The sequence below is a fragment of the Allobosea sp. BE125 genome (assembly GCF_031456075.1).
Taxonomy (GTDB): Bacteria; Pseudomonadota; Alphaproteobacteria; order Rhizobiales; family Beijerinckiaceae; genus Allobosea.
Genome location: NZ_JAVDTY010000013.1, coordinates 196640 through 219178 on the forward strand (window position 1 = coordinate 196640; position 22539 = coordinate 219178).

The following is a 22539-nucleotide window of genomic DNA, read 5'->3' on the forward strand; positions in this document are numbered from 1 at the left end:
AGCGCGTCATGCTCGGGCGTGACCCGAGCATCTCCTGCAAGAGATTCTCGGGTCGGCGCTTCGCGCCGCCCGAGAATGACGGTTGCAGCCTCAGGAGAACGAGGTCTCTTCCATCGAATAGGCTGAGAAGAAGTTCGTGCCGCCGGGCAGGCTCTTGAAGCCGGTCACGCCCTTGACCATGCCGTAGCCCTGCGAGCGCCAGGCGAGGCCGACCAGTGGCGCCTGCTGCTGTGCGACCCTTTCGAGCTCGGCATAGATCACCTTGCGCTTGGCGGGATCGAACTCCGAGCGGCCCTTGACGAAGAGGGCGTGGATTTCGGGCGTCGGCATCTGCCAGCTGCGCGCCATGTTCGCCGGCAGTTCGCCGTCGATCAAGGGCGCGAGGCCGTCGGGATCGTTGTTGTCGGCGGCCGTGCCCTGGATCATGAACTCGTAGCGGCCCTTGCCGGCGGCATCGACGCGCCCTGCCCAGTCCGGCAGGTTGAGCTTCACCTCGATGCCGATCTCGCCGAGATGGGCCTGCACGACCTCGGCGGTGGATTTGTGCATGCCGTACTGGGCCGTCGAGAGCAGGGTGCAGGAGAAGCCCTTGGCGAACCCGGCATCGGCCATCAGCTTCTTCGCCTTGTCGGGATTGTAGCTCCAGAACTCCGAGCGGGCCTTGTCGAAATAGGGGCTCGAGGGCGGGATCGGGATGCTCTCCAGCTTGCTGCCGCGGCCGAAGAAGGCCGCCTGGACGATCTCCTCACGGCGGATGGCATGGGCGACCGCCTGGCGCAGGCGCACATCCTTGAACGGCCCGCTGCCGCCATTGAAGTTCAGCCCCATGAAGGGGCCGTCGGCGGCAACCAGCGTCAGGCGCGGATCCTTCTCGATCACGCCCATATGCTGCCAGGGCACATATTCGATCAGGTCGATATCGCCGGCCTGCAGTGCCGCGACACGCAGGTTCTCGTCGGCATAGGCGACGAGCTTCACGCCGGCGAGCTTGGGCAGGCCGGGCTTGTAGTATTTGTCGAACTTCGCGACCTCGATCGAGACGCCGCGTTCCTGATCCTTCAGCATGAACGGCCCGGCGCCGACGCCCAGACCGGTCCGGCCCTCGATCGAGTCCTTGGCGATGATCGGCATATGCGGGCTCGCCAGCCAGATCGGCAATGTGGCGGTGGGCTCCTTCATGACGATGCGCACGGTGCGCTGATCGGGTGTCTCGATGCGCTCGACACCGCCGAACTCGGCTTTGAGGAAGGCCGTCGAGGTTGGCGCCGCGACCTGCTCCAGCGTCCACTTCACATCCTCGGCCGTGACCGGCTTGCCGTTGTGGAAGGTGGCCTGGCGCAATTTGAAGAGCCAGCCGGTCGGTCCGTCCTGCGTCCAGGATTCCGCGAGTTCGGGCCTGGCCTCGCCGTTCTCGTCGAAGCCGGTCAGGCCGCGGAAGATCAAGAGCTTGACCGTCAACGCGGCGGTGCCGGTATGGACCCAGGGCTGCATGCTCGGCGGAAAGCTCGACAGGCCGAAGCGCAGCACTTTCCCTGAGGCTTGCGCAAAGGCGGAGCCTCGGACCAGCGGCAAGCTAGCCCCGGCGGCAAGGAGGGCGCGGCGCGAAATCATCGTCATCGGAAATCCCCTTTTTTATCAGCCTGAAGCCAGCATGGATTGGTGTATACCAAACTGTCAATCGTGGCCCTCGGCTGGCGCAGCGCGCCCTGCATCGGGCGTGCCATTGCATCACGGCGATCGACCGGAGCCGACAACCACAGGCAGCCTATTCTTCTCCGTCATGGATGCCATCACGAAATAATCGGCCGAGCCAACCACGCCGCGGAGAAAGCTGTTTTCGAGCGGATCGGCCTCGCGCACCGCCAAACGCGGGCCGCTACGGGCAAAAACCGTCTCACCGAACACGGCTCGGCGCCGCCTGGCCTCGCGTTTGATCGTCTTGACAGCAGTGAAAGGCTTGAATGGTATACACCAAGCCGCTCTCTCGAGCCGGCCAACAGATCGCCGGCCGCATGACGAAACCCGTCGAGCCCGGCGCACCATGCCTGAAGGAGGCCTCCCGTGAGCGAGATCATCAAAGTCAAATCCGGCAGCAAATATGAGGATTTGAACAGCTACTCGCGGGTCGTCGTCGCCGGCGACATGATCTTCGTCTCCAACACCGCCGGCCGCAACTACAAGACCCGCGCCATCGCCAGCGATGCCAAGGGCCAGGCCGAGCAGGCCTTCAGCAATATCGAGGGCGCGCTCGCCGCCGTGAACGCCTCACTGAAGGACGTCGTCGCGATCAAGGTCTTCGTGCCCGATATCGCCGATATGGAAGAGGTCAACGAGGTCGTCGGGCGCAAGTTCAGGGGCATCGACCCCGCCAACACCACAACCTGCACGCCGCTCGGCCAGCCCGAGCTCAAGGTCGAGTTCGAGGTCACCGCCTATAAGCGCCGCAAGCCCGACGAGGCCGAAAAGCGCATCAGCGTCGACCTCTCCTGAGGTTTGGCCCGATGCCTGACGTCGTCATCGTCGGAGGAGGGATCAGCGGCGCGGCGGCGGCCTATGAGATCGCGCGCGCCGGCCATTCCGTGACGCTGTTCGAGGCGCGCAGCCTCGCGGCGATGGCGTCGGGCTGGACGCTCGGCGGCGTCAGGCAATCGGGCCGCGACCCGGCCGAATTGCCGCTGGCGAAGGCTGCGGTGGCGCGCTGGAGCGGGCTCGACGAGGAGCTCGAGGCCGCGACCGGCTACCGCCGGCGCGGCAATCTGCGCCTGGCGCGGACGGAAGCGGAAGTCGAGGTGATCCGCGAGCTCGTCGTCCAGCAGCGCGGGCATGGACTCGAGATCGAGTACCTACCGGACAATGCCGCGATCCGTGCGATCGCGCCGGCAATTGCGCCATCGATCCTCGCCGCATCCTTCTGTCCGGGCGATGGCCATGCCGACCCGATTCCGGCCGTGCGAGCCCTCGCCGCAGCGGCCGCACGCCATGGCGCGGTGATCCGCGACGGCGTCGGCGTGCGGGCGCTGATCCGCTCCGGCGATACGATCAGCGGCGTCGAGACGAATGATGGCGAGATCGTCTCCGCCGGGCGCGTCATCCTGGCGACAGGCATCCATGCGCCCGAACTGCTGCGGCCGCTCGGGCTCGACCTGCCCCTGCGGATCAGGCTGGTCTGCGTCCTGCAGAGCGTGCCGCTGCCGCCCTTGTTCGAGCAGGTTTTCGGCGTCGCCAATGCCGATGCAGCCGGCCGGCAAGAGGTCGACGGGCGCTTGCGCGTCACCACCGGCATCGGCGACTGGCCGCATGAGCCCGGCTCCTGGAGCCCCGACACTCTCGCACCGCGCGCAGCCGACATCGCCACCTTGATCGATCGGGTGACGCAGGTTCTACCAGTTATGGCGGATGCCGGAGTCTCGCGGATCTGGGGCGGGCTGATCGATCTCACGCCCGACGCGCTCCCGGCGATCGATGCTCATACCGGGATCGACGGCTTGGTCGTCGCAGCAGGTTTTTCCGGGCATGGCTTCGGCATCGGTCCGATCACCGGCGAAATCCTTGCCGATCTTGCGCTGATGCGGCAGCCGCGCTTCGATCTCAGCCCCTTCAGGCTAGGCCGCTTCGCCGGCTCCACCGCCCCAGACTCCGCGCTGACCCTGCACGGCTAGAGGACTGTCCGATGCTTGCCCCCACCGAACGCGTGATCCTGATCTCCGGCGCCAATCGCGGCATCGGCCGCGCGGTGGCGCAGGCGCTCTATGAGCAAGGCTATGCCTTGAGCCTGGGCGGGCGCGATCTCGCTTCGCTCAAGGCGATGAGCGCCGATTGGGACGAAACCCGCATCCATATCGCGCGCTATGATGCGCAGGACTGGGCGACGCACCGGGCCTGGACGGATGCAGCGGTTGCGCGCTTCGGCCGGATCGACGGGCTCGTCAACAATGCCGGCATGCACAGCGCCATCACCTTGCGCGCACCGGACGAGGCGGTACTCGACGCGATCTGGGCCGTGAACTGCAAGGGGCCGCTCAGCCTGATCCATTGCGCGCTGCCGCATCTGGAAGCGAGCGGGGCCGGGCGCATCATCAACATCGCCTCGATGTCGGGCAAGCGCGTGCGCAACGATGCCGTCGCCTACAACATGACCAAGCATGCGATGGTGGCGCTGACCCATGCGGCGCGCCGGATCTCCTGGGACAAGGGCGTGCGGGCAACCGCGCTCTGCCCCTCCTTCGTACCCACCGACATGACGGCCGCGAGCAATGCGATGAACCGCCAGGACATGACGCAACCGGGCGATCTCGCGCAATTGGTTGCTACTGTCCTCGCTCTGCCTAACAATGCATCAGTCGCGGAATTGCTGGTGAATTGCCGGCTGGAGGATACGCTTTAGACGGGCACGGCGCGAAGATCTTGGCCCGAAGATTGCGGGCAGGTGTCGGCGAAACCGCCGGCCGCATCGAATATCCAAGAAAATCGAATACCCAAGAAAAGCAGGGGAATAACGATGAAAAAAACCGGACTGGTGATCGCCGCCGCGCTCGCGGGGGCCTTGTTGGGCTCGCCCGCACTGGCTCAGAAGACGGTGCTGACCGTCGGCATGCAAAGCACCGATGCTGGCGTGCTCGATCCGCATCTGAACTCCGGCACGCCCGGCAAGGCGATGCTGCAATGGATGTTCAACGGCCTTGTCCGGATCAAGCCGGGCGAGCTCTCGCCGGAATTCATGGAGCCTGATCTGGCCGAAAGCTGGACCTCCTCGACCGACGGCAAGGAATGGACCTTCAAGCTGCGCCAGGGCGTGCAGTGCCATCACAACTATGGTGAGTTCACCGCGGAGGACGCGGTCTATTCGCTGGCCCGCGCCGCCAACAAGGAAACCTCGGCCTTCTCCTCCGACTACTCCGCCTTCGACAAGGTCGAGGCGCCCGACAAATACACGGTCAAGATCACGCTGAAGCAGGCCATTCCGAGCCTGCTCGGCATCGTCATGAATTACCATGGCGGCAACATGGTCTGTAAGAAGGCCGCCGAGGAGCTGGGCAAGGAAGGCTTCGCCAAGAAGCCTGTCGGCACCGGCCCGTTCATGTTCCAGGAATATGTGCCACAGCAATACGCCAAGCTCGTCGCCAACCCGAACTATTTCCGCGGCAAGCCGAAGCTGACCGAGATCCTCTACCGCTTCATCCCGTCCGATTCCTCGCGCGATCTCGCCTTCCAGTCCGGCGAGCTCGACATGATGCTCGGCCGGCAGGAGCAGGCCTGGGTCGACCGCATGAACGCGCTGCCAGGCGTCAAGGTCGTCGCCATGGGCCCGGCCGAGATGTCGATGCTGCATCTCAATATGAGCCAGCCGCCGCTCGACAACCTCAAGGTCCGCCAAGCCATCGCCTATGCGATCGACCGCAACGCGATCTGGCAGTTCCGCGGCAAGAACATCTCCCGGCCGGCGGTCTCGGTGGTGCCATCGGGCTATCTCGGCACCGACGAGAAGGCGCCGCTCTACCCGTTCGATCTCGCCAAGTCGAAGGCGCTGCTGGCCGAGGCCGGCTTCCCCAACGGCGTCACGGTCAAGGCGATCAACACGACGCTGCCCTCGATGCTGAGCTTCACCGAGGCGACACAGGCGCTGTTGAAGCGGGCCGGCATCACGCTGGAGATCCAGCCGGTGGAGCACGCGACCTTCCACCAGCAGATCCGACAGGACCTGTCGCAGGTGGTGCATTTCCAGGCGGCGCGCTTCCCCATTGCGGATGTCTATCTCTCGCAGTTCTTCCATTCGCGCGCGATCGTGAAGACGCCGACGGCGGTGACGAACTTCTCGCACTGCAAGGTCGCCGATGCCGAGATCGATGCGGCCCGCTCGGAAACCGACAAGGCCAAGCAGCTCGCGCTCTGGAAGACGGCGCAGGAGAAGATCATCAAGGAGGTCTGCGCGATCCCGGTCAACGAGATGATGCAGCTCTGGGCCTATAAGGACAGCCTCGACCTCGGCTACGACCTCAAGGCCTCGCTCAACCTGGGCCCGCCGGTGCTCGAGACGACGCGTTTCACCAAGTGAACCTTTGCGTCCGGGGTGCGGAAACACCGTCATCCCGGACGTAGCGAAGTGGAGATCCGGGATCCATCTTAGAGCGCCGGCATAGCCCTATGATGGATCCCGGATCGGCGCCGCTACGCGGCTTGTCCGGGATGACGCGCGGCGGAATACGATAGGATTTCGATAGACCGGGTGGCTCGCAACGGGCCGCCTTCTCCTCCAACATGGCGGCATCATGGGCGCCTTTCTCGTCAAACGGCTCGGCTTTGCGGTCGTCACGCTCTGGGCCGTGCTCTCCCTCGTCTTCGTCGTGGTGCGGATCGTGCCGGGCGATCCGGCGCAGGTCATCCTCGGCGACCAGGCCGACGCCACCGCGATCGCGGCGATGCGGACACGGCTCGGTCTCGACGCATCTCTCATCGAGCAATACTGGACCTTCCTCAGCGGTGCGATCCGGGGTGACTGGGGCGTCTCGCTCGTCACCGGCCGGCCGGTGATCCAGGAGATCCTCTCCGTCCTGCCCTGGACGCTGGAGCTGACGGTGGTCTCCATGCTGATCGGCGTCGCCATCGGCGTGCCGCTCGGCGTCTGGGCCGCGATCAACCGCAACCGCATGCCCGATTATGTGACGCGCATCGCCTCGCTGCTCGGCCTGTCCTTCCCGCCCTTCGTCTCGGCGATCATCCTGCTGATCCTGTTTGCGATCATGCTGCGCTGGTTCCCGGTGATCAGCGCCCGCTCCGGTTCGGCCTCCGCCTGGTTCCAGTCGATGGCGCTGCCGGCGCTCAATCTCGGATTGATCATGGCGGCCTACATCACCCGCGTGGCGCGCTCGGCGATGCTCGAGGTGATGCAGGAGGATTATGTGCGCAGCGCCCGGGCCAAGGGCGTGCCCTGGCATGTCGTCGTGTGGCGGCATGCGCTGCGCAACGCCTTGATCCCGGTCATCACCATCGTCGGCCTGTATCTCGGCATCCTGATCGGCAATTCGGTGCTGACCGAGATCGTCTTCAACCGGCCGGGCCTGGGCAAGCTCATCGTCGGCGCGCTGAACCAGCGCGACTACACCATGCTGCAGGGCATGATGGTGATCTACACGCTGATCGTCGTGCTGGTGAACATCGCCACCGACCTGACCTATGCCTTCGTCGATCCAAGGGTGAAGTTGTCATGAGCGCCTCGGTCCATGATGCCGGCCAGGCCGCCCCGCCGCGGCTGCGCTGGCTTGCCGCCACGATCGGCGCCTTCAACGCCAACAAGACCTCCTGGGTCGGCCTCGTCATCGTCGTCGCGGTGATCCTGGCCGCCGTGCTCGCGCCCATCATCGCCCCGCATGACCCGCTGGAGCAGAACATCCTGTCGCGGCTGCAGCCGCCGCATGACGACTACTATCTCGGCACCGATTATTTCGGCCGCGACATCCTCTCCCGCCTGCTCTACGGCGCGCGGATCTCGCTGGTCATCGGCGTCGCCTCAACCGTGATCGCGCTGGTGCTGGGGTCGCTGATCGGCATCCTGGCCGGCTGGTATGGCGGGAAGTTCGATGTCGTGGTGATGCAGACGATGGACATCCTGCTCGCCTTCCCCTCGCTCATCCTCGGCCTGATCCTGGTCGCCATGCTCGGCCCCTCGATGGAGAACATCACCATCGCGATCGCGCTGACCTCGATCCCCTCCTTCGCCCGCATTGCCCGCGCGCCGACGATCTCGGTGAAGGAGCGCGACTATATCGAGGCCGGAAGAGCGCTCGCCTTCTCCGACGTCCGGATCATGGCAGGCCATATCCTGCCCAACATCTTCCCGGAGATCCTGGTGATGGGCTCGCTCTGGCTCGCCAACGCGATCCGCACCGAGGCCTCGCTCGCCTTCATCGGGCTCGGCGTCAAGCCGCCGACCGCGACCTGGGGCGGCATGATCCGCGAGGGTTTCGAGAACATCCTCGACAGCTACTGGCTCGTGCTGGCGCCGAGCCTGGCCATCCTGATCATCGTCTTCGCCCTCAACATCCTCGGCGACGGTCTGCGCGACGCCATCGACCCCAAGCTGAAGGGCGAACGATGAGCCGGCCTGTCCTCTCCGTCCAAAATCTGCAGACGGCCTTTCGCGTCGGCGGGCAATGGCGCTGGGCAATCGAAGATCTGAGCTTCGATGTCGCGCCGGGCGAAACCGTCGCGATCGTCGGTGAATCCGGCTCGGGCAAATCGGTTACCGCGCTCTCGATCATGCGGCTCGTCTCTGCCGCGAATGGCCGCATCGAAGGCAAGATCGCGCTCGAAGGCCGCGACCTGCTGGCGCTCTCGGAAGAGGAGATGCGCAAGGTCCGCGGCAATGATGTCGCGATGATCTTCCAGGAGCCGATGACCAGCCTGAATCCCGTACTGACCGTCGGCTACCAGATCTGCGAGGCGCTGCGCTATCATCGCGGGCTCGACAAGGCGGCGGCCGAGGCCGAGGCGCTGCGCATGCTGGAGAAGGTGCGCATCCCCTCCGCCAAGACGCGCTTCGGCAACTATCCGCACCAGCTGTCCGGCGGCATGCGCCAGCGCGTGATGATTGCGACCGCGCTCGCCTGCAAGCCAAAACTCCTGATCGCCGACGAGCCGACGACCGCGCTCGACGTCACGATCCAGGCGCAGATCCTCGAACTGATCAAGACGCTGCAGGACGAGGAGGGCATGTCGGTGCTCTTCATCACCCATGACATGGGCGTCGTCGCCGAGATCGCCGACCGCGTCGTGGTGATGTGGAAGGGGCGCAAGCTCGAGGATGCGCCTGCTCCACAGGTCTTCAACACGCCGGTGCACGGCTACACCAAGGCGCTGCTCGCCGCCGTGCCCAGGCTGGGCGACATGGAGGGGCATGGCAGGCCGCTGCGCTTCCCCCATATCGATCCCGATAATGGCGAGGTGCGCGGCAAGCCTGTCGAGGCCGCCGACACGGTCAAGGCCGAAGAGGCGCCGCTGCTGGAGGTCTCCGGCCTGACGACACGCTTCGGCATTCGCGGCGGCCTGCTCGGGCGTTTGCGCGGCCGGGTCCATGCGGTCGAGAACGTCTCCTTCACGCTGCAGCGCGGCGAGACGCTGGCGCTGGTCGGCGAATCCGGCTGCGGCAAGTCGACGACTGGGCGCTCGATCCTGCGCTTGATCGAGCCCACGGCCGGCACGGTGCGTTTCGAGGGCCGCGACGTCACCGGTTTCGGCAAGGGCGACCTGCTCAATGTCCGCCGCGACATGCAGATGATCTTCCAGGATCCCTTCGCCAGCCTGAACCCGCGCAAGAGCGTGGGCGCGGCCATCGCCGAGCCGATCGTCGTCCATGCTCTCGCCAAGGGCGCCGAGGCCAGGGAGCGCGTGGCGGAGCTGATGCGCCGCGTCGGCCTGTCGCCCGCCATGGGCACGCGCTACCCGCATGAGTTCTCGGGCGGGCAGCGCCAGCGCCTCGCCATCGCGCGTGCGCTCGCGCTCTCGCCCAAGCTGGTCGTGGCGGATGAGGCGGTCTCGGCGCTCGACGTCTCCGTCAAGGCGCAGGTGCTCAACCTGATGCTCGACCTGCAGGCCGAATTCGGCCTCGCCTATCTCTTCATCTCGCATGACATGGCGGTGGTCGAACGGGTGAGCCATCGCGTTGCGGTGATGTATCTCGGCGAGATCGTCGAACTCGGCACGCGCGAGGCCGTCTTCGCCAATCCGCGCCACCCCTATACGCGCAAGCTGCTCTCGGCCGTGCCGGTGCCCGATCCGGCGCGGCGATCCCTGCGCCGCGAACTCGCGATCGACGAGATTCCGAGCCCGATCCGCACGCTCGACTGGCGCGCTCCGGCGCAGGCGCTGGTCGAGGTCGCGCCCGGCCATTTCGTCAGGCAGGCGGTGTAACGGAACCTATTGGACATGATCCCCAGATGAGGGGCCGCCGATGTGCGTTCCCCTCATCACAAGGCACCAATGCGGCGGCTATCTTGCTGCTTCTCCGATGGCATCAACCAATTGGCTCATCGGGAAACAGATATGCTCCGTGCAGCGTCCAGGCGTCCTCGCCCATCGCTATCCACCGTGCTGATTTGGATCAGCTTCACGATCCTGTTCTGGATTTCGCTCTGCGTGGCTGCCGGCCGCGCCATCTGGTTCTGGTGATCACGCATCGTCCTTCGTGCCGAGATAGGCTCCGAGGAGATAGCCGCTCTGAAGCGCGGCAAGATAGCCGATCAGGACGAAGATGCCGAACAGCGTGAGGCTGCCCAATATCAGCCATAGCAGCACCATGGCGACCGCCAACACGACGCTGGCCGCCAGAATCGCGATATAGCCGTACGATAGCCCAATCAATATGCCGACCAGGAACACTATCCCTGCAATTACCATAACTTATCGCCGGCCATACGCATCCACGGCGGACGCAAGGCAGCTTAAGTTGGCATATCCGCAAATATCAAGCCGGTCCTGTGGAAGTTATAGTTAGGTTTATTAAAACTATACGAAAATTTAATTCGTTATTTCGAATCGACGCTCACTTGATGACGGCACCAATAGACAAGGGACATCACTGGCGACGCGTTCACACGCCGCCGCCTGACCTGCCGGAGCGTTTCGCAGATGCGCGCTTGGACGATCGACGAAATCGACGCTCCACCCGTTTGCGGGCCGTTTCGGCTCAGCCGGCGCGGAAACGGCTTGCCGCAGCCGAAGCTCCAATCCGCTCATCTTCGGCGAAATGTTCGCCGATCACCGCCGCGCCGTCCTCGATCGCCTTGCGGATCAGCCTGACCGCCTTTTCGGTGTCGCGCCGGGCCAGCGCCTCCAGCAGCAGATCATGGTTGTGCGGCTCGCCCAGCCGGGTGGAATCGACCGGAAAGAGATAGTTCAGGCTCGGCCCGATCTTGAGCCAGAGCGATTCGATCACCGCATAGAGCGCCGGCATCGCCGCGCGCTCATAGAGCATCAAGCGGAATTCCTTGTTCTCATGCAGGGCCTCGCGTGCGGCGTTGCGGGCCCGGGCATCCTTGAAGCGCTCGTTGATGTCCCGCAGCATGACGAGATCCTGCTCGGTCAACAGCGGCGTTGCGCGCTCGACAGCCAAGCTCTCGACCACCATGCGGATGTCGATGATCTCGCGATAGCCCTCGAGCGAGAGCGCCGGCACGGTGAAGGACTGCGCCGGCGCCATCTCCAGCGCGCCGCTGGCGACGAGCTTCAGCAGCGCCTCGCGGACCGGGGTGGGGCTGGTACCGAGCCGTGCGGCAAGATCGCGCGCAACCAGCCTTTCGCCGGGCTTCAGGCTGCCTTCCATCAGCGCCTGCTTGAGCGTTCTTTCGACATGCCCGGTCAGGCCGCCCTTGGGCGCGATCGGCAATTGGTCAAGGCTCACGAAGCGGCTCCGTCGGCGCAAGCGCGGAAGATGTCGCGGCGCTGCGCGATTGGCAATGGGCGGCTGCAACGCCCGGTGGCACGGCGCGGAGCCCTCGTCACAGCCTTCCGGAACACGGCTAATCTGCCCATCAAACGTTCTCCCGCCTGCCGCAAATTCAGACGCAATATCTCTTGCGGTCGATGTTACAGAATATATTCTGCAGCGCGACGGAATTCTGGCACAGCCGACAAGGCCGCCATAAAAAAGGGGATTGCCATGCGACGGATCCTATCTGGAGTGCTGAGCCTGGGCCTGCTGGCGGCAGCCGCCGCATCGCCCGTCCTCGCTGCCCCCAACGAGCTCGTGATCGGGCGCGCCGCGTCCGCCGCGACGCTCGACCCCGGCTTCCTGCGTGAGGCGGGCACGCTGGTCGACAATGTCTTCGACACGCTGATCTTGCGCGACACGGAGATGAAGCTGATCCCGGGCCTTGCCCTGTCCTGGGCCGCGATCGACGACACGACCTGGGAGTTCAAGCTCCGGCCCGGCGTGAAATTCCACAATGGCGAGGCCTTCGACGCGACCGCCGTCAAATTCACCTTCGACCGCGTGATCGACCCCGACGCCAAATCGCCGACGATTTCCTATGTCCGTTCCGTGGTCGGCGTCGACGTGGTGGATCCGCTGACCGTGCGCGTGCGCACCAACGGCCCCGACCCGCTGCTGCCGACGCGGATGAGCCGCTACCCCGCCTATATCGTGCCGCCGAAATACATCGCCGAGGTCGGCAAGGACGTCTTCGCCCGCAAGCCGGTCGGCACCGGGCCCTACAAGGTCACCGAATTCGTCCAGGACGACCGCGTCGTCATGGTCGCCAATCCCGATTACTGGCGCGGCAAGCCGACGATCGGGCGCGTCGTCTGGAAGCCGATCCCCGAGGCGACGGCCCGCATCGCGGCGTTGGTCTCCGGCGAGGTGCAGTTGATCGAAGGCGTGCCGGCCGAGCTCGTCAGCCTCGTCAAGGCGAGCCCCGAGCTCAATCTCGAGCAGGTCCGCAATGGCGGGCTGACGATCTATCTCGGCCTGAAATCGACGGAGAAGCCGCTCTCCGACGTCAAGGTCCGGCGTGCGCTTTCGATGGCGATCGACCGCAAGACCATCGTCGCCGAGATCCTCAAGGGTCTGGGCACCGCGACCGGGAGCCAGACCAGCCCGGCCGATTTCGGCTACAAGGCAATCGAGCCGCCAGCCTTCGATCCGGCCAAGGCCAAGGCGCTGCTGGCGGAAGCCGGCTACCCCGACGGTTTCTCGATCAAGATGCAGGTGCCGCGCCGCTACATCTCCTCGGCCGAGGTCGGCCAGGCGATCGCGCAGCAATTCGCCGCCATCGGCGTCAAGGCCGAGCTCGAAGTGCCGGAATGGTCGGTCTATGCGCAGCAGGTTCCGGCCGGCAAGCAGGCGCCGATCTACATGCTGGCCTGGGGCTCGACCCAGACGCTCGACGCCGACGCCGCGCTCTTCGCCATCCTGCGCACGGGCGAGCCCTATTCGACCGTCTCGATGCCGGCGCTCGATACGCTGCTCGACCAGAGCCGCAAGATCGTCGACGCCGATAAGCGCAAGGCCGTGCTGCTGGAGATCCAGGACAAGATGGTCGAGGGTGTGCCGCTGCTGACGCTCTACCAGGAAGACTCGCTCTATGCGGCGCGCAAGGAGCTCGTCTTCAAGGGACGCCCCGATGCACGCCTGCCCTTGTTCGACCTGAAGTTCGGTCCGTGACACCGGAGCTGAGACGCTCTTTCGCCGGCATCGATGGCTGGGTCGGCGCAATACTCCTGATCGCCGTGCTGCTGCTGGCCGTGCTCGGCCCGCAGCTCTGGGCGCTCGACCCGATCAAGGGCGTGCTGACCGCGACCTTCAAGCCGCCCGGAACCATCGTCTCGGGACAATGGCACCCGCTCGGCACCGACCAGCTCGGCCGCGACCTGCTCGTGCGGATCATGGCCGGGACACAGCTTTCCCTCGGCATCGTCGTGATCGCGGGGCTGATCTCGGCGCTGATCGGCACCGGCCTCGGACTGCTGGCGGGTTATGCCGGCGGCTGGACCGACATCGTCATCATGCGGCTCGTCGACATCCAGCTCTCGATCCCGTTCATCCTGCTGGTGCTGCTGGTGATCGCGGTGCTGGGGCCCAGCATCGCCAATGTCGTGATCGTCCTCGGCGTCACCGGCTGGGCGATCTTCGCCCGCGTCGCCCGCGCCCGCACGCTGGAGGTGCGCGAGCTCGATTATGTCGAGGCGGCGCGCGCGCTCGGCGCCTCGCGCCTGCGCATCGTGCTGCGCTATATCCTGCCCAACATCATCACGCCGCAGATCGTGCTGCTGACGCTCGATCTTCCCCGCCTGATCGTGCTCGAAGCCTCGATTGGCTTCCTCGGCCTGGGCGTGCAGCCGCCCGTGCCGACGCTCGGCAACCTGATCGGCGAAGGGCGCTCCTATCTCCTGGTCGCCGACTGGCTGGTGATCTATCCCGGCCTCGTCATCGCGGCCCTGGTGATCGGCTTCAATTTCCTCGGCGACGGCCTCATCCGCCTGACGCAAGTGCGGGTCGACTGAGCCATGCTGCGTTTCCTCGGCAACCGCCTGCTGCAATCGGCCGTCGTCCTGCTCGGGGTCTCGGCGATCGTGTTCTTCTGCCTGTTCCTGGCGGGCGACCCGGCCGCACTGATGATGTCGCCCGACGCCAGCCGCGCCGAGATCGACGCCTTCCGCAAGGCGATGGGCTTCGACGATCCGGTCCTGATCCAGTATCTGCGCTATCTCGGCAAGGCCTTGACCGGCGATTTCGGCCTGTCGCTGCGCTTCCAGCGGCCGGTACTGGAGCTGGTGCTCGAGCGCCTGCCGGCGACCGCGCTGCTCGCAGTGGCGGCGCTGGCCTGGAGCACGACGCTCGGCTTCGTCTTCGGCGTGCTGGCCGCGATCAAGCCCGGCGGCCTCGTCGATTTCATGGTGCGAACCGTGGCGCTGGCCGGACAGGCCGTGCCGGTGTTCTGGCTCGGCCTGGTGCTGATCCTGTTCTTCGCGATGAAATGGCGGCTGCTGCCGACCGGGGGCTATGGCGAGGCGCGCCATCTCATTCTGCCGGCGCTGACGCTCGGCGCCTATTACACCAGCGCGGTGACGCGCCTCGTACGTGCGAGCCTGATCGATGTGATGGGCGAGGATTATATCCGCACCGCCCGCGCCAAGGGCCTTTCGCCGGGCCGCGTCATCATCGGCCATGCGCTGCGCAACGCGCTGATCCCGGTGCTCACGGTGCAGGCGATGTATTTCGCCGCCCTGCTCGGCGGCGCGCTCGTCACCGAGATCATCTTCGCCTGGCCCGGCATCGGTCGACTCGCAGTGCAGGCAATCCAGAACCGCGATTTCCCGCTGGTGCAGGCGGTGGTGCTGCTGGCCTCGACCGTGTTCGTGCTGGCGAACCTCATGGTCGATATCGCCTATGTGCTGCTGAATCCGAGGATCAGGCTGTGACCGGGCCGGATGTGATCGCAGGCTTGCGCACGCGCACGCTCGACCTGCTGGCGGAATGGACGCCGATCCGCTCCTTCGCCGGCAACGAGGCCGGGTTGAAGGTGATGGCGCAGACCCTCATTGCCCATCTGCGCGACGATCTCGGTGCGACCATCATCGCAGACGGCCTGAAGCTCGATCCGCCGGTCGTCCATGCCCGGATCGAGCGCGGGGCTCCCATCACCATCCTGCTCTACAATATGTATGACGTGATGCCGGCCACGGCGGAGGGCTGGAGCGTCGATCCCTTCATCGGCGGCGTGATCAAGGGGCCGATGGGGCCGCGTTATGTCGGGCGCGGGGCGGAGAACAATAAGGGCCCGATGGCGGCGATGCTGGTTGCGCTCGGCCATCTCATCGCGACCTCCGGCCTCGATGCCAATATCGAGATCCTGCTCGAAGGCCAGGAAGAGACCGGCAGCGGCACGCTCCGGCGTTACCTGACCGCTCCGGACACGCCGGTGCGGCGGGCTTCGACAGCGCTGTTCCCCTCCTTCTGCGAGTATGGCGGCGGGCCACCGCGAATCTATTTCGGCTTCAAGGGCCTGGCTCAGGGCAGGATATCGGTCGAAAGCGGTGACTGGGGCGGGCCGATGAAGCCTTGCCACGCTTCGAACTCGCCCTGGATCGCCAACCCGATCTGGGAGCTCGCCAAGGCGCTCGCCGGCCTCGATGGCGGCTCGCGCGGAGCCGTCGCCCTCCCCGCCCCACTCGCGCCCGTGCTCGACGAACTCGCGGCCGCGTTCGACCCGCAGGCCGAGCTCGCCTTCCGCGCGACCAGCCGCTTCTCCCGCGACGGCACGCCGCGCGAATTGCTGGAGCATGTGCTGACAGCCGCCCATCTCAATCTGGCCGAAGTCTCGTCGTCTCCTTTGGGCGGGCGCAGCGTCATCCCGACGGGCGCAAGCGCGCGCTTCGACATGCGCTTGCCGGCCGGGCTCGATCCGGCTGACGAGATCGCCCGCCTCGTCCGGGACAGCGCTCCAGCCGTGCTTTCGCTCGACGACGCCTATCCCGGCTGCTGGTTCGATCCCACCGCGCTCGGCTTCGCCGAACTCGCTTGGAGCTACCGGGCGCTCGGCGCAAGACCGCAATCCTGGCCCTGGGCCATTGGCGCAGCGCCGGCCTATGCCTTCGCGGGGGTCAGCGACGCCTTCATCATCGGCGGGCTCGGCCATGGCGGCAATGCCCATGGCCCCAATGAATTCGTCGAGCTTTCCGGCATCGACCGCTTCATCCAGTCGCTGCTGCTCTGGCTCCCTGCCATCGCGGCCAAGGGCCGATCATGAACCACACCATCACCATCCGGAGTATCTCGCGATGACACCCGACGATTTCCCGCGCGTCGAACTCGGCTTCTTCCCGACGCCTATCGACGAACTGCCCAATCTCTCGGCCGAGACCGGCATCACGCTCCGAATGAAGCGCGACGACTATTCCGGCTTCGGCGGCGGCGGCAACAAGGTGCGCAAGCTTGAGTTCCTGCTCGCCGACGCGCTGGCCAAGCAGGCCGGCGTGCTGATCACCACCGGCGGCCACCAGTCCAACCATGCCCGCATGGTCGCGGCCGCGGCGCGGCGTTTCGGCATGGAAGCCGTGCTGGTGCTGCGCGGCAACCCGCCGACCGAATACCAGGGCAATCTCCTGCTCGATCGCCTCCTCGGTGCGACGCTCGAATTCTTGGAGCCGACAGCCTATTTCACCCAGGTCGACCCGCGCATGGCCGCCCATGCGCAAGCCGCCGAAGCCAACGGCAAGACGGCTTACGTCATCCCGCTCGGCGGGGCGAACCCGCTCGGCGCGCTCGGCTATGTCCGCGCCGTCGAGGAGATGTCGCGCCAGCTCGATGCGGCCGGGCGCCAGCCGCCCGCCATCGTCGCTGCGCCCACCGGCTCCGGCGGCACGCTGGCGGGCCTTTATGTCGGCATCCGCCGCTACTGGCCGAAGACAAGGATCGTCGGCATCAGCGTCAGCCGCGACGCCGCCTGGTTCCAGGAGCGCATCGCCGGCATGGCCAATGATTGCGCGGCGCTGCTAGGCTGGCCTCAGGACTTCAAGCCGGCCGATATCTGGATCGAGGACGGCTTCGTCGGCTCGGCCTATGGCGTGCCGAGTCCGGGCGGCATCGCCACGATCAACCGTGTCGCCCAGAGCGACGGCGTGCTGCTCGACCCGGTCTATACCGGCAAGGCGATGGACGGCGTGCTCGCGCTGGCGGCCAGCGGCAAAATCCCCGCCGGCAGCGATGTGCTCTTCGTGCATTGCGGCGGCAGCCCGGCGCTCTACCCCTTCGCCAAGGTGCTGACCGAGGCGCCAGAAGCCTTGCCAGCATGAGTCTTGTCGGCATGCGCGTGCTCGATCGCGCCGCGGTGATCGCGGCCGGCGGCGCGGATTTCGGCCTCGCACTTGCCGATGTCCGCGACGCCTTCGCGCTGCTGCGCGCGGGCGAGGCCGAGATGCCGGCCGAGACCTCGGTTGCGCTCGGCATCCCCGATGTGCCCGGCCGGGCCTATGCCCTGCCCGCCTCGCTCGGCGGCCGCTTTCAGGCCGCAGGCGTGAAATGGACGGCGCATCGGCCGGCGCTCGACGACGGGCAGCCGATGATCACCTCCTCCACCATCGTCAATGATCGCCGGAGCGGGCTGCCGCTCGGCATCGTCGAGAGCGCGCTGCTGACCGCGATGCGCACCGCCGCCGTCTCGGCGCTGGCATTGGACAGCTTGATGCCGGTGCCGCTGCGCAGCGCGGCCGTGCTCGGCGCCGGCTTCCATGCCCGCACCCATCTCGAAATGCTGGCGGCGCTGCATCAGGGGCTGGAGCGCGTCTTGATCTGGAACCGGACGCGTTCCAGGGCCGAGGCGCTGGCGGCGCGGAATTGGCCCTTCCCTGTGAAGGTGGCGGAGAGCCCGGAGGAGGCTGCGCGCTGCGACGCCGTCCTGACCTGCACCAATGCCAAGGAGCCGATCCTCGACGCCGCCGCATTGGCACCCGGCCGGCTGGTCGTCCAGGTCGGCTATCACGAGGTTTCCTTCCAAGCGATCGACAAAGCCGACCATGTCGTGGTCGATCTCTGGGGCGAATTCCGGCTGAAGAGCGCCAAGAGCCTGTTCCAGATGCATCGCGCCGGCCGTTTCCCCGAGGAGCGCGTCGCCGCCGATCTCGGGACAGTGCTCGCCGGCGGCTTCACGCCGACGCCCGGCAGCCTCGTCTATCTCTCGAGCTTCGGGCTCAACATCTTTGACATCGCGCTCGCCGCCCGCGTCATCGCCACGGCAGGGGCCGCGAATTCAGCGCCAACCACGCATCAGGAGAGGAGCGACTGGCCATGGCTGTGACGATCGACGCCAAGGCGCTCCAAGTGCGGCTCGGCGAAGCCGGGCTCGTCCTCGTCGATGTGCGCGGCATCGAAGCCTGGCGCGAGGCCAGCCTGCCCGGTGCCATCCATCTCAATGTCTACGACTACTTCATCCCGCAAAGCGACGAAGCCGGCATCGCCTCGCTTGCTGCGGCAGCCGAGGCGGCGTTCGAGAGCCTGAAGCTGTTTGAAGCGAAGACCGTCGTCTTCTTCGAGGAGGACACCGGCATGATCTCGCCGCGCGGCCTCTGGTTCCACGAGTTTCTCGGCCTTGAAGGCGGTCTGATCCTCGATGGCGGCATCAAGGCCTGGCGCGCGGCGGGCTTCGCAGTCGAACCCGGCAAGGGTCCGGCTGCGATCATCGCCCCGGCAGAAGAAGGCGCTGAACCGAGCCGCCCGTTCCGGCGCGAGCTGATCGCCTCGATCGATGAAACCGGCCAATCCACGATGCTGCTCGATGTGCGCCGGCGCAGCGAGTTCACCGGCGAATTCGTCCATCCCTGCTGCGCTCGCGCCGGCCGCATCCCCGGTTGCAGTCACATCTTCTGGGAAGATCTGGTCGAGGGCGGGGCCTATCGCACACCGGTGGAGGTCGCCGCACTCGCCCTCAAGGCGGGCTTGCGCAAGGATCAGCCGATCGTGACCTATTGCCATCGCGGCGCGCGGGCGGCGACCGCGCTCTACGCGCTCAGGCAAGCGGGCTTCGCGGATGTCCGCGTCTTCGTCGGGTCCTGGCACGAATGGGCCGGGCGCAGCGACCTGCCGATAGCGAGCGGCGAATAAAGCCGCGCGCCTCGGCCTCAAAACGCTGGGAGCGAGGATTGCAGCAATCTCGGTGTCCGCGAAACCGGCGGTCGGCCACTGGGATGACGACCGCTGAATTGTCATGACGGCGGCGGGAATCGATCTGAGGCCGCATGACATGCGGAAGGCTCGCAAACCATGCCCAGCTCTCGGGGGGCACCTGTCGCCGCATAGCTTGCGCCCGTCAATTCCGGCGCTCTAGGATCAGCCGACATCGCGGCGACGCTCTATTCGCGACCATTCCATTTGCTCGAACGGAAGGTTCCAGGCATGAAGCGTCGTACTTTTCTTGGCGCCGCGGCTGGCGCTGCCGTATCGGCGCTCGCGAAGCCCAGCCTTGCGCAGCCTGCGAAGGTGCTGAAATTCGTGCCTGAATCGGATGTTGCGATCGTCGACCCGGTCTGGACGACGGCGACGGTGACGCGCAACCACGGCTACCTCGTCTTCGATACGCTCTACGGGCAGACCAGCGACTATAATTTCGAGCCGCAGATGGTGGCCGGCCATACGGTTGAGGATGACGGCAAGCTGTGGCGGCTGACTTTGCGCGAGGGCTTGCGTTTCCACGACGGCGAGCCGGTGCGTGCACAGGATGTCGTGCCAAGCGTGCGCCGCTTCGCCGCCCGCGACGCCTTCGGTCGCGCCTTGATGGATGCAACTGACGAGCTGTCGGTCGAATCCGACCGCGTCGTGAAATTCCGCCTGAAACGGCCTTTCCCGTTGCTGCCGGCAGCGCTCGGCAAGACCGGAACCTCGATGCCATGCATCATGCCGGAACGCTTCGCGGTCACCGATCCCAATAAGCAGGTGACGGAGATGGTCGGCAGCGGTCCGTTCCGCTTCAAGGCCAATGAGCGGGTTTCCGGCGCGCTGACGGTCTATGAGAAGTTCAGCGGCTATGTTCCGCGGTCGGGGGGCTCCGCCAGCTTTACCGCAGGTCCCAAGCACGTCTTCTTCGACCGCGTCGAATGGCGCATCATGCCCGACCCTTCGACGGCGGCCAATGCGCTCAGCGCCGGCGAGATCGATTGGTGGCAAAACCCGACGCCGGACCTGCTGGGCGTGCTGAAGCGCAAGGCTGGAATCAAGATCGAAGGGCTCGATCCCGCTGGCGGCATCGGCTGCCTGCGCTTCAACTGCCTGCATCCGCCTTTCGACAATCCGGCCATCCGGCGGGCCCTGCTCGGCGCCATCGACCAGACCGAATACATGACGGCCGTCGCCGGCGACGAACGCTCGATGTGGAAGGACCATGTCGGCGTCTTCAGCCCGGATACGCCGCTGGCGACGACGGCTGGAACCGAAATCCTGGTCGGCAAGCGGGATTTCGAGAAGGTCAAACGCGAGTTGGCGGCAGCCGGCTACAAGGGCGAGCGCGTGGTGATGCTCGACCCGACCGATTATCCCTCGACCCACGCGTTGGCGATGGTGGCGGCCGATGCGCTGCAGAAATGCGGCATGAACGTGGATCTGGTTTCGAGCGACTGGGGCACCGTGGTCCAGCGCCGCGCCAGCCGGCAGCCCACCGACAAGGGCGGCTGGAATATCTTCTTCACCTATCTGAACGGCACTAATAATTTCGATCCGGCCAGTCAGCTCGGCATCCGCGGCAATGGCGACCAGGCCTGGTTCGGCTGGCCGAAGTCGCAGCGCCTGGAAGATCTGCGCGCCGAGTGGTTCGTCGCCAAGGATCTTGCGGCCCAGAAGGCGATCTGCGCCGAGATCCAGAAACAGTTCTTCACCGACGTGCCCTATATCCCGCTGGGCGCCTACTACGAGAAGACTGCCTATCGCGGGCTGACCGGCATGCGCAACGGTTTCGCCCAGTTCTACGACGTGAAGCCGGCGTGAGGCAGCTCCCTATGCGTATCGCAGTCCTGCAATTCGCCCATGAGACCGTCACCTTCCTCCCCAACGACACGACGCGGGAGGATTTCATCTATCCAGGTTCGCCGGCCGGCGGCGAAGCGCTGCTCGCCACCGACCCGAAGGGCTATATGGGCGGCTTCGTGCAGGTCGCGCGCGAATATGGCGATGTCGAGCTGATCGGCATCACCTCCCCGCTCTGGCCGCGCACCGGCACGGGGTCGGGCTGGATCACCCAAGACGCCTACGAGCATTTCCTGCGCATCATGATCGCGGAACTGAAGGCGCAGCAGGGGCTCGACGGCGTCTATCTGGCGCTTCACGGCGCATTGGCAGTGCGGGGCGTGCCGCGCCCCGAAGCCGATATCGCGCGGCGGGTTCGCGAGGTGGTCGGCCGGCACGTCTTCATCTCCGCGACCTTCGATCCCCATGGCAATGAGGACGAGGCGTTTCTGGAGCAGGCCGACATGGCCTTCACCGTCAAATACTTCCCCCATTACGACATGCATCTGCAGGGCGAGCGCGCGGCGCGCATGCTGGTCAGGGCGATCCGCGGCAGCTTCAAACCGCTGCATCGCACGGTCCGGATTCCGATCATCGCTCCGACCGTCGTGATGTGGACCGGCGCCTCGCCCTGGTCCGACCTCATCCAGCGGGCGCTGATCTGGGAGGCGCGGGAGCCCGATGTCTTCGTCAATGTGTTCTTTGGCTTTCCCTGGTCGGACGTGCCCGATGCCGGCATGGGGCTCCAGGTCCTGACCAACAACGACCCGGCCCTTGCCGACCGCGTCATCCGCGACATGGCGGAATGGACCTGGCGGCGGCGCGAGGCGCTGCTCAATACCGTCAAGATCCATGCGATGAAGCAGGGCGTCGCACTGGCCCGCGAGGCCGTGACATCAGGCAAAGCCCCGGTCGTGCTCGCCGACTACAGCGACCGCTCGGGCTACGCGACCTGGCTGCTGCAGGAGATCATCGAGCAGAGGCTTGAACGCACCCTGATCGCCACGATCGCCTCGCCCGACATCATTCGTTCGGTGCTGGCAACTGGGGCCAAGCCGGGCGATGCGTTCGATGCGGAGATCGGCGGCCTGTTCGATGAATCGGCCGGCGAGTCCGTCCGCATCTGCGGGACCATACGCTATCTCAGCCACGCCACGACGGCACGGGGCACTGGCAACGAATGGATCTGCGTCAGCTTCGGCAAGGGGAATGTGCTGGTGCTGAGCCCCTATCTCGTCCAGATCATGGAGCCGTCGGAACTCTGGCAGCTCGGCTTCAAGCCTGATGAATTCGATGTGATCGCGATCAAGTCGCGCGCGCATTTCCGCCGCGGCTTCGACGATAGCGGTTTTGCCCCGACGATCCTCCTGGTCGAACCGCCGCAACCGTTCATGGGCACGGTGCATCTCCAGGCGCTGCCCTACGAAAATCTCAGGCTGATGGACTATTATCCCTACGGCGACCCAAGCTTTCCGCCGGCGGATTGGAACTAGTCCGAAAAGTGGGAACCGCCCTTCGGGGCAAGCCGATGCATCATCAAAGCTCCAGAGCGTGATGACTTG

Annotated in this window: 20 protein-coding genes; 16 read left to right on the forward strand and 4 right to left on the reverse strand. The window is 65.8% G+C overall.

All coding sequences use genetic code 11. The annotated features are described in order from the left end of the window. Positions 1-90: 90 nt before the first annotated feature. Both J2Y55_RS25340 and J2Y55_RS25345 read right to left on the reverse strand, forming a co-directional pair. The gene (locus J2Y55_RS25340; RefSeq protein ID WP_310159020.1) at positions 91-1617 is read right to left on the reverse strand and encodes an ABC transporter substrate-binding protein; all 1527 of its coding nucleotides are present in this window, start codon (positions 1615-1617) and stop codon (positions 91-93) included. A gap of 111 nt (positions 1618-1728) precedes the next feature. Then, positions 1729-1905, reverse strand: coding sequence for a hypothetical protein (locus J2Y55_RS25345; protein ID WP_310159021.1), 177 nt, complete (start codon positions 1903-1905; stop codon positions 1729-1731). A 156-nt stretch (positions 1906-2061) separates the two neighbouring features. On the opposite strand from J2Y55_RS25345, the gene J2Y55_RS25350 reads away from it, so the two are divergent. The 7 genes from J2Y55_RS25350 to J2Y55_RS25380 all read left to right on the forward strand — a co-directional run bounded on the left by J2Y55_RS25350 (position 2062) and on the right by J2Y55_RS25380 (position 9903). Next, complete coding sequence (locus J2Y55_RS25350) at positions 2062-2490, forward strand: RidA family protein (RefSeq protein WP_310159022.1); 429 nt, start codon at positions 2062-2064, stop codon at positions 2488-2490. 11 nt (positions 2491-2501) lie between these two features. Beyond that, positions 2502-3659 carry an NAD(P)/FAD-dependent oxidoreductase gene (locus J2Y55_RS25355; RefSeq protein ID WP_310159023.1) on the forward strand — a complete coding sequence of 386 codons (1158 nt, stop codon included), beginning with the start codon at positions 2502-2504 and terminating at the stop codon, positions 3657-3659. Between the two features lie 11 nt (positions 3660-3670). Further along, positions 3671-4384 (forward strand): SDR family NAD(P)-dependent oxidoreductase, encoded by a 714-nt coding sequence (locus tag J2Y55_RS25360; protein ID WP_310159024.1) that lies wholly within the window; start codon positions 3671-3673, stop codon positions 4382-4384. Positions 4385-4498: 114 nt separating this feature from the next. After that, entirely contained in the window at positions 4499-6052 is a 1554-nt protein-coding gene (locus J2Y55_RS25365) for an ABC transporter substrate-binding protein (RefSeq protein ID WP_310159025.1), read from the forward strand. Between the two features lie 214 nt (positions 6053-6266). Beyond that, positions 6267-7205: an ABC transporter permease gene (locus J2Y55_RS25370; protein ID WP_310159026.1), complete on the forward strand. Its 939-nt coding sequence runs from the start codon at positions 6267-6269 to the stop codon at positions 7203-7205. Continuing rightward, the gene (locus J2Y55_RS25375; RefSeq protein WP_310159027.1) at positions 7202-8092 is read left to right on the forward strand and encodes an ABC transporter permease; all 891 of its coding nucleotides are present in this window, start codon (positions 7202-7204) and stop codon (positions 8090-8092) included. The genes J2Y55_RS25370 and J2Y55_RS25375 overlap by 4 nt, the downstream gene beginning before the upstream one ends. Beyond that, the gene (locus J2Y55_RS25380; RefSeq protein ID WP_310159029.1) at positions 8089-9903 is read left to right on the forward strand and encodes an ABC transporter ATP-binding protein; all 1815 of its coding nucleotides are present in this window, start codon (positions 8089-8091) and stop codon (positions 9901-9903) included. Before J2Y55_RS25375 ends, J2Y55_RS25380 begins: the two co-directional genes overlap by 4 nt. 258 nt (positions 9904-10161) lie before the next feature. Here J2Y55_RS25380 and J2Y55_RS25385 read toward each other — a convergent pair whose 3' ends face one another. Both J2Y55_RS25385 and J2Y55_RS25390 read right to left on the reverse strand, forming a co-directional pair. Next, on the reverse strand, positions 10162-10353 hold the full coding sequence (locus J2Y55_RS25385) for a hypothetical protein (RefSeq protein ID WP_310159030.1): 192 nt from the start codon (positions 10351-10353) through the stop codon (positions 10162-10164). A gap of 325 nt (positions 10354-10678) precedes the next feature. Continuing rightward, positions 10679-11392, reverse strand: a complete 714-nt coding sequence (locus J2Y55_RS25390; RefSeq protein WP_310159031.1) for an FCD domain-containing protein — start codon at positions 11390-11392, stop codon at positions 10679-10681. Positions 11393-11650: 258 nt separating this feature from the next. Between J2Y55_RS25390 and J2Y55_RS25395 the strand changes: the two genes are divergently transcribed. The 9 genes from J2Y55_RS25395 to J2Y55_RS25435 all read left to right on the forward strand — a co-directional run bounded on the left by J2Y55_RS25395 (position 11651) and on the right by J2Y55_RS25435 (position 22470). Next, a complete protein-coding gene (locus J2Y55_RS25395; RefSeq protein ID WP_310159032.1) occupies positions 11651-13153 on the forward strand; it encodes an ABC transporter substrate-binding protein in 1503 nt (500 codons plus the stop codon). After that, positions 13150-13992: an ABC transporter permease gene (locus tag J2Y55_RS25400; protein ID WP_310159033.1), complete on the forward strand. Its 843-nt coding sequence runs from the start codon at positions 13150-13152 to the stop codon at positions 13990-13992. The genes J2Y55_RS25395 and J2Y55_RS25400 overlap by 4 nt, the downstream gene beginning before the upstream one ends. A gap of 3 nt (positions 13993-13995) precedes the next feature. After that, entirely contained in the window at positions 13996-14910 is a 915-nt protein-coding gene (locus tag J2Y55_RS25405) for an ABC transporter permease (protein WP_310159034.1), read from the forward strand. Next, positions 14907-16238, forward strand: coding sequence for a M20 family metallopeptidase (locus tag J2Y55_RS25410; RefSeq protein ID WP_310159035.1), 1332 nt, complete (start codon positions 14907-14909; stop codon positions 16236-16238). The genes J2Y55_RS25405 and J2Y55_RS25410 overlap by 4 nt, the downstream gene beginning before the upstream one ends. 31 nt (positions 16239-16269) lie before the next feature. Next, positions 16270-17283: a 1-aminocyclopropane-1-carboxylate deaminase/D-cysteine desulfhydrase gene (locus J2Y55_RS25415; protein WP_310159037.1), complete on the forward strand. Its 1014-nt coding sequence runs from the start codon at positions 16270-16272 to the stop codon at positions 17281-17283. Further along, complete coding sequence (locus tag J2Y55_RS25420) at positions 17280-18284, forward strand: ornithine cyclodeaminase family protein (protein WP_310159038.1); 1005 nt, start codon at positions 17280-17282, stop codon at positions 18282-18284. Before J2Y55_RS25415 ends, J2Y55_RS25420 begins: the two co-directional genes overlap by 4 nt. Then, entirely contained in the window at positions 18275-19087 is an 813-nt protein-coding gene (locus J2Y55_RS25425; RefSeq protein WP_310159040.1) for a sulfurtransferase, read from the forward strand. Before J2Y55_RS25420 ends, J2Y55_RS25425 begins: the two co-directional genes overlap by 10 nt. 291 nt (positions 19088-19378) lie before the next feature. After that, positions 19379-20959 (forward strand): ABC transporter substrate-binding protein, encoded by a 1581-nt coding sequence (locus J2Y55_RS25430; protein WP_310159041.1) that lies wholly within the window; start codon positions 19379-19381, stop codon positions 20957-20959. An 11-nt stretch (positions 20960-20970) separates the two neighbouring features. Then, complete coding sequence (locus J2Y55_RS25435) at positions 20971-22470, forward strand: M81 family metallopeptidase (protein ID WP_310159043.1); 1500 nt, start codon at positions 20971-20973, stop codon at positions 22468-22470. Positions 22471-22539 lie beyond the last annotated feature (69 nt).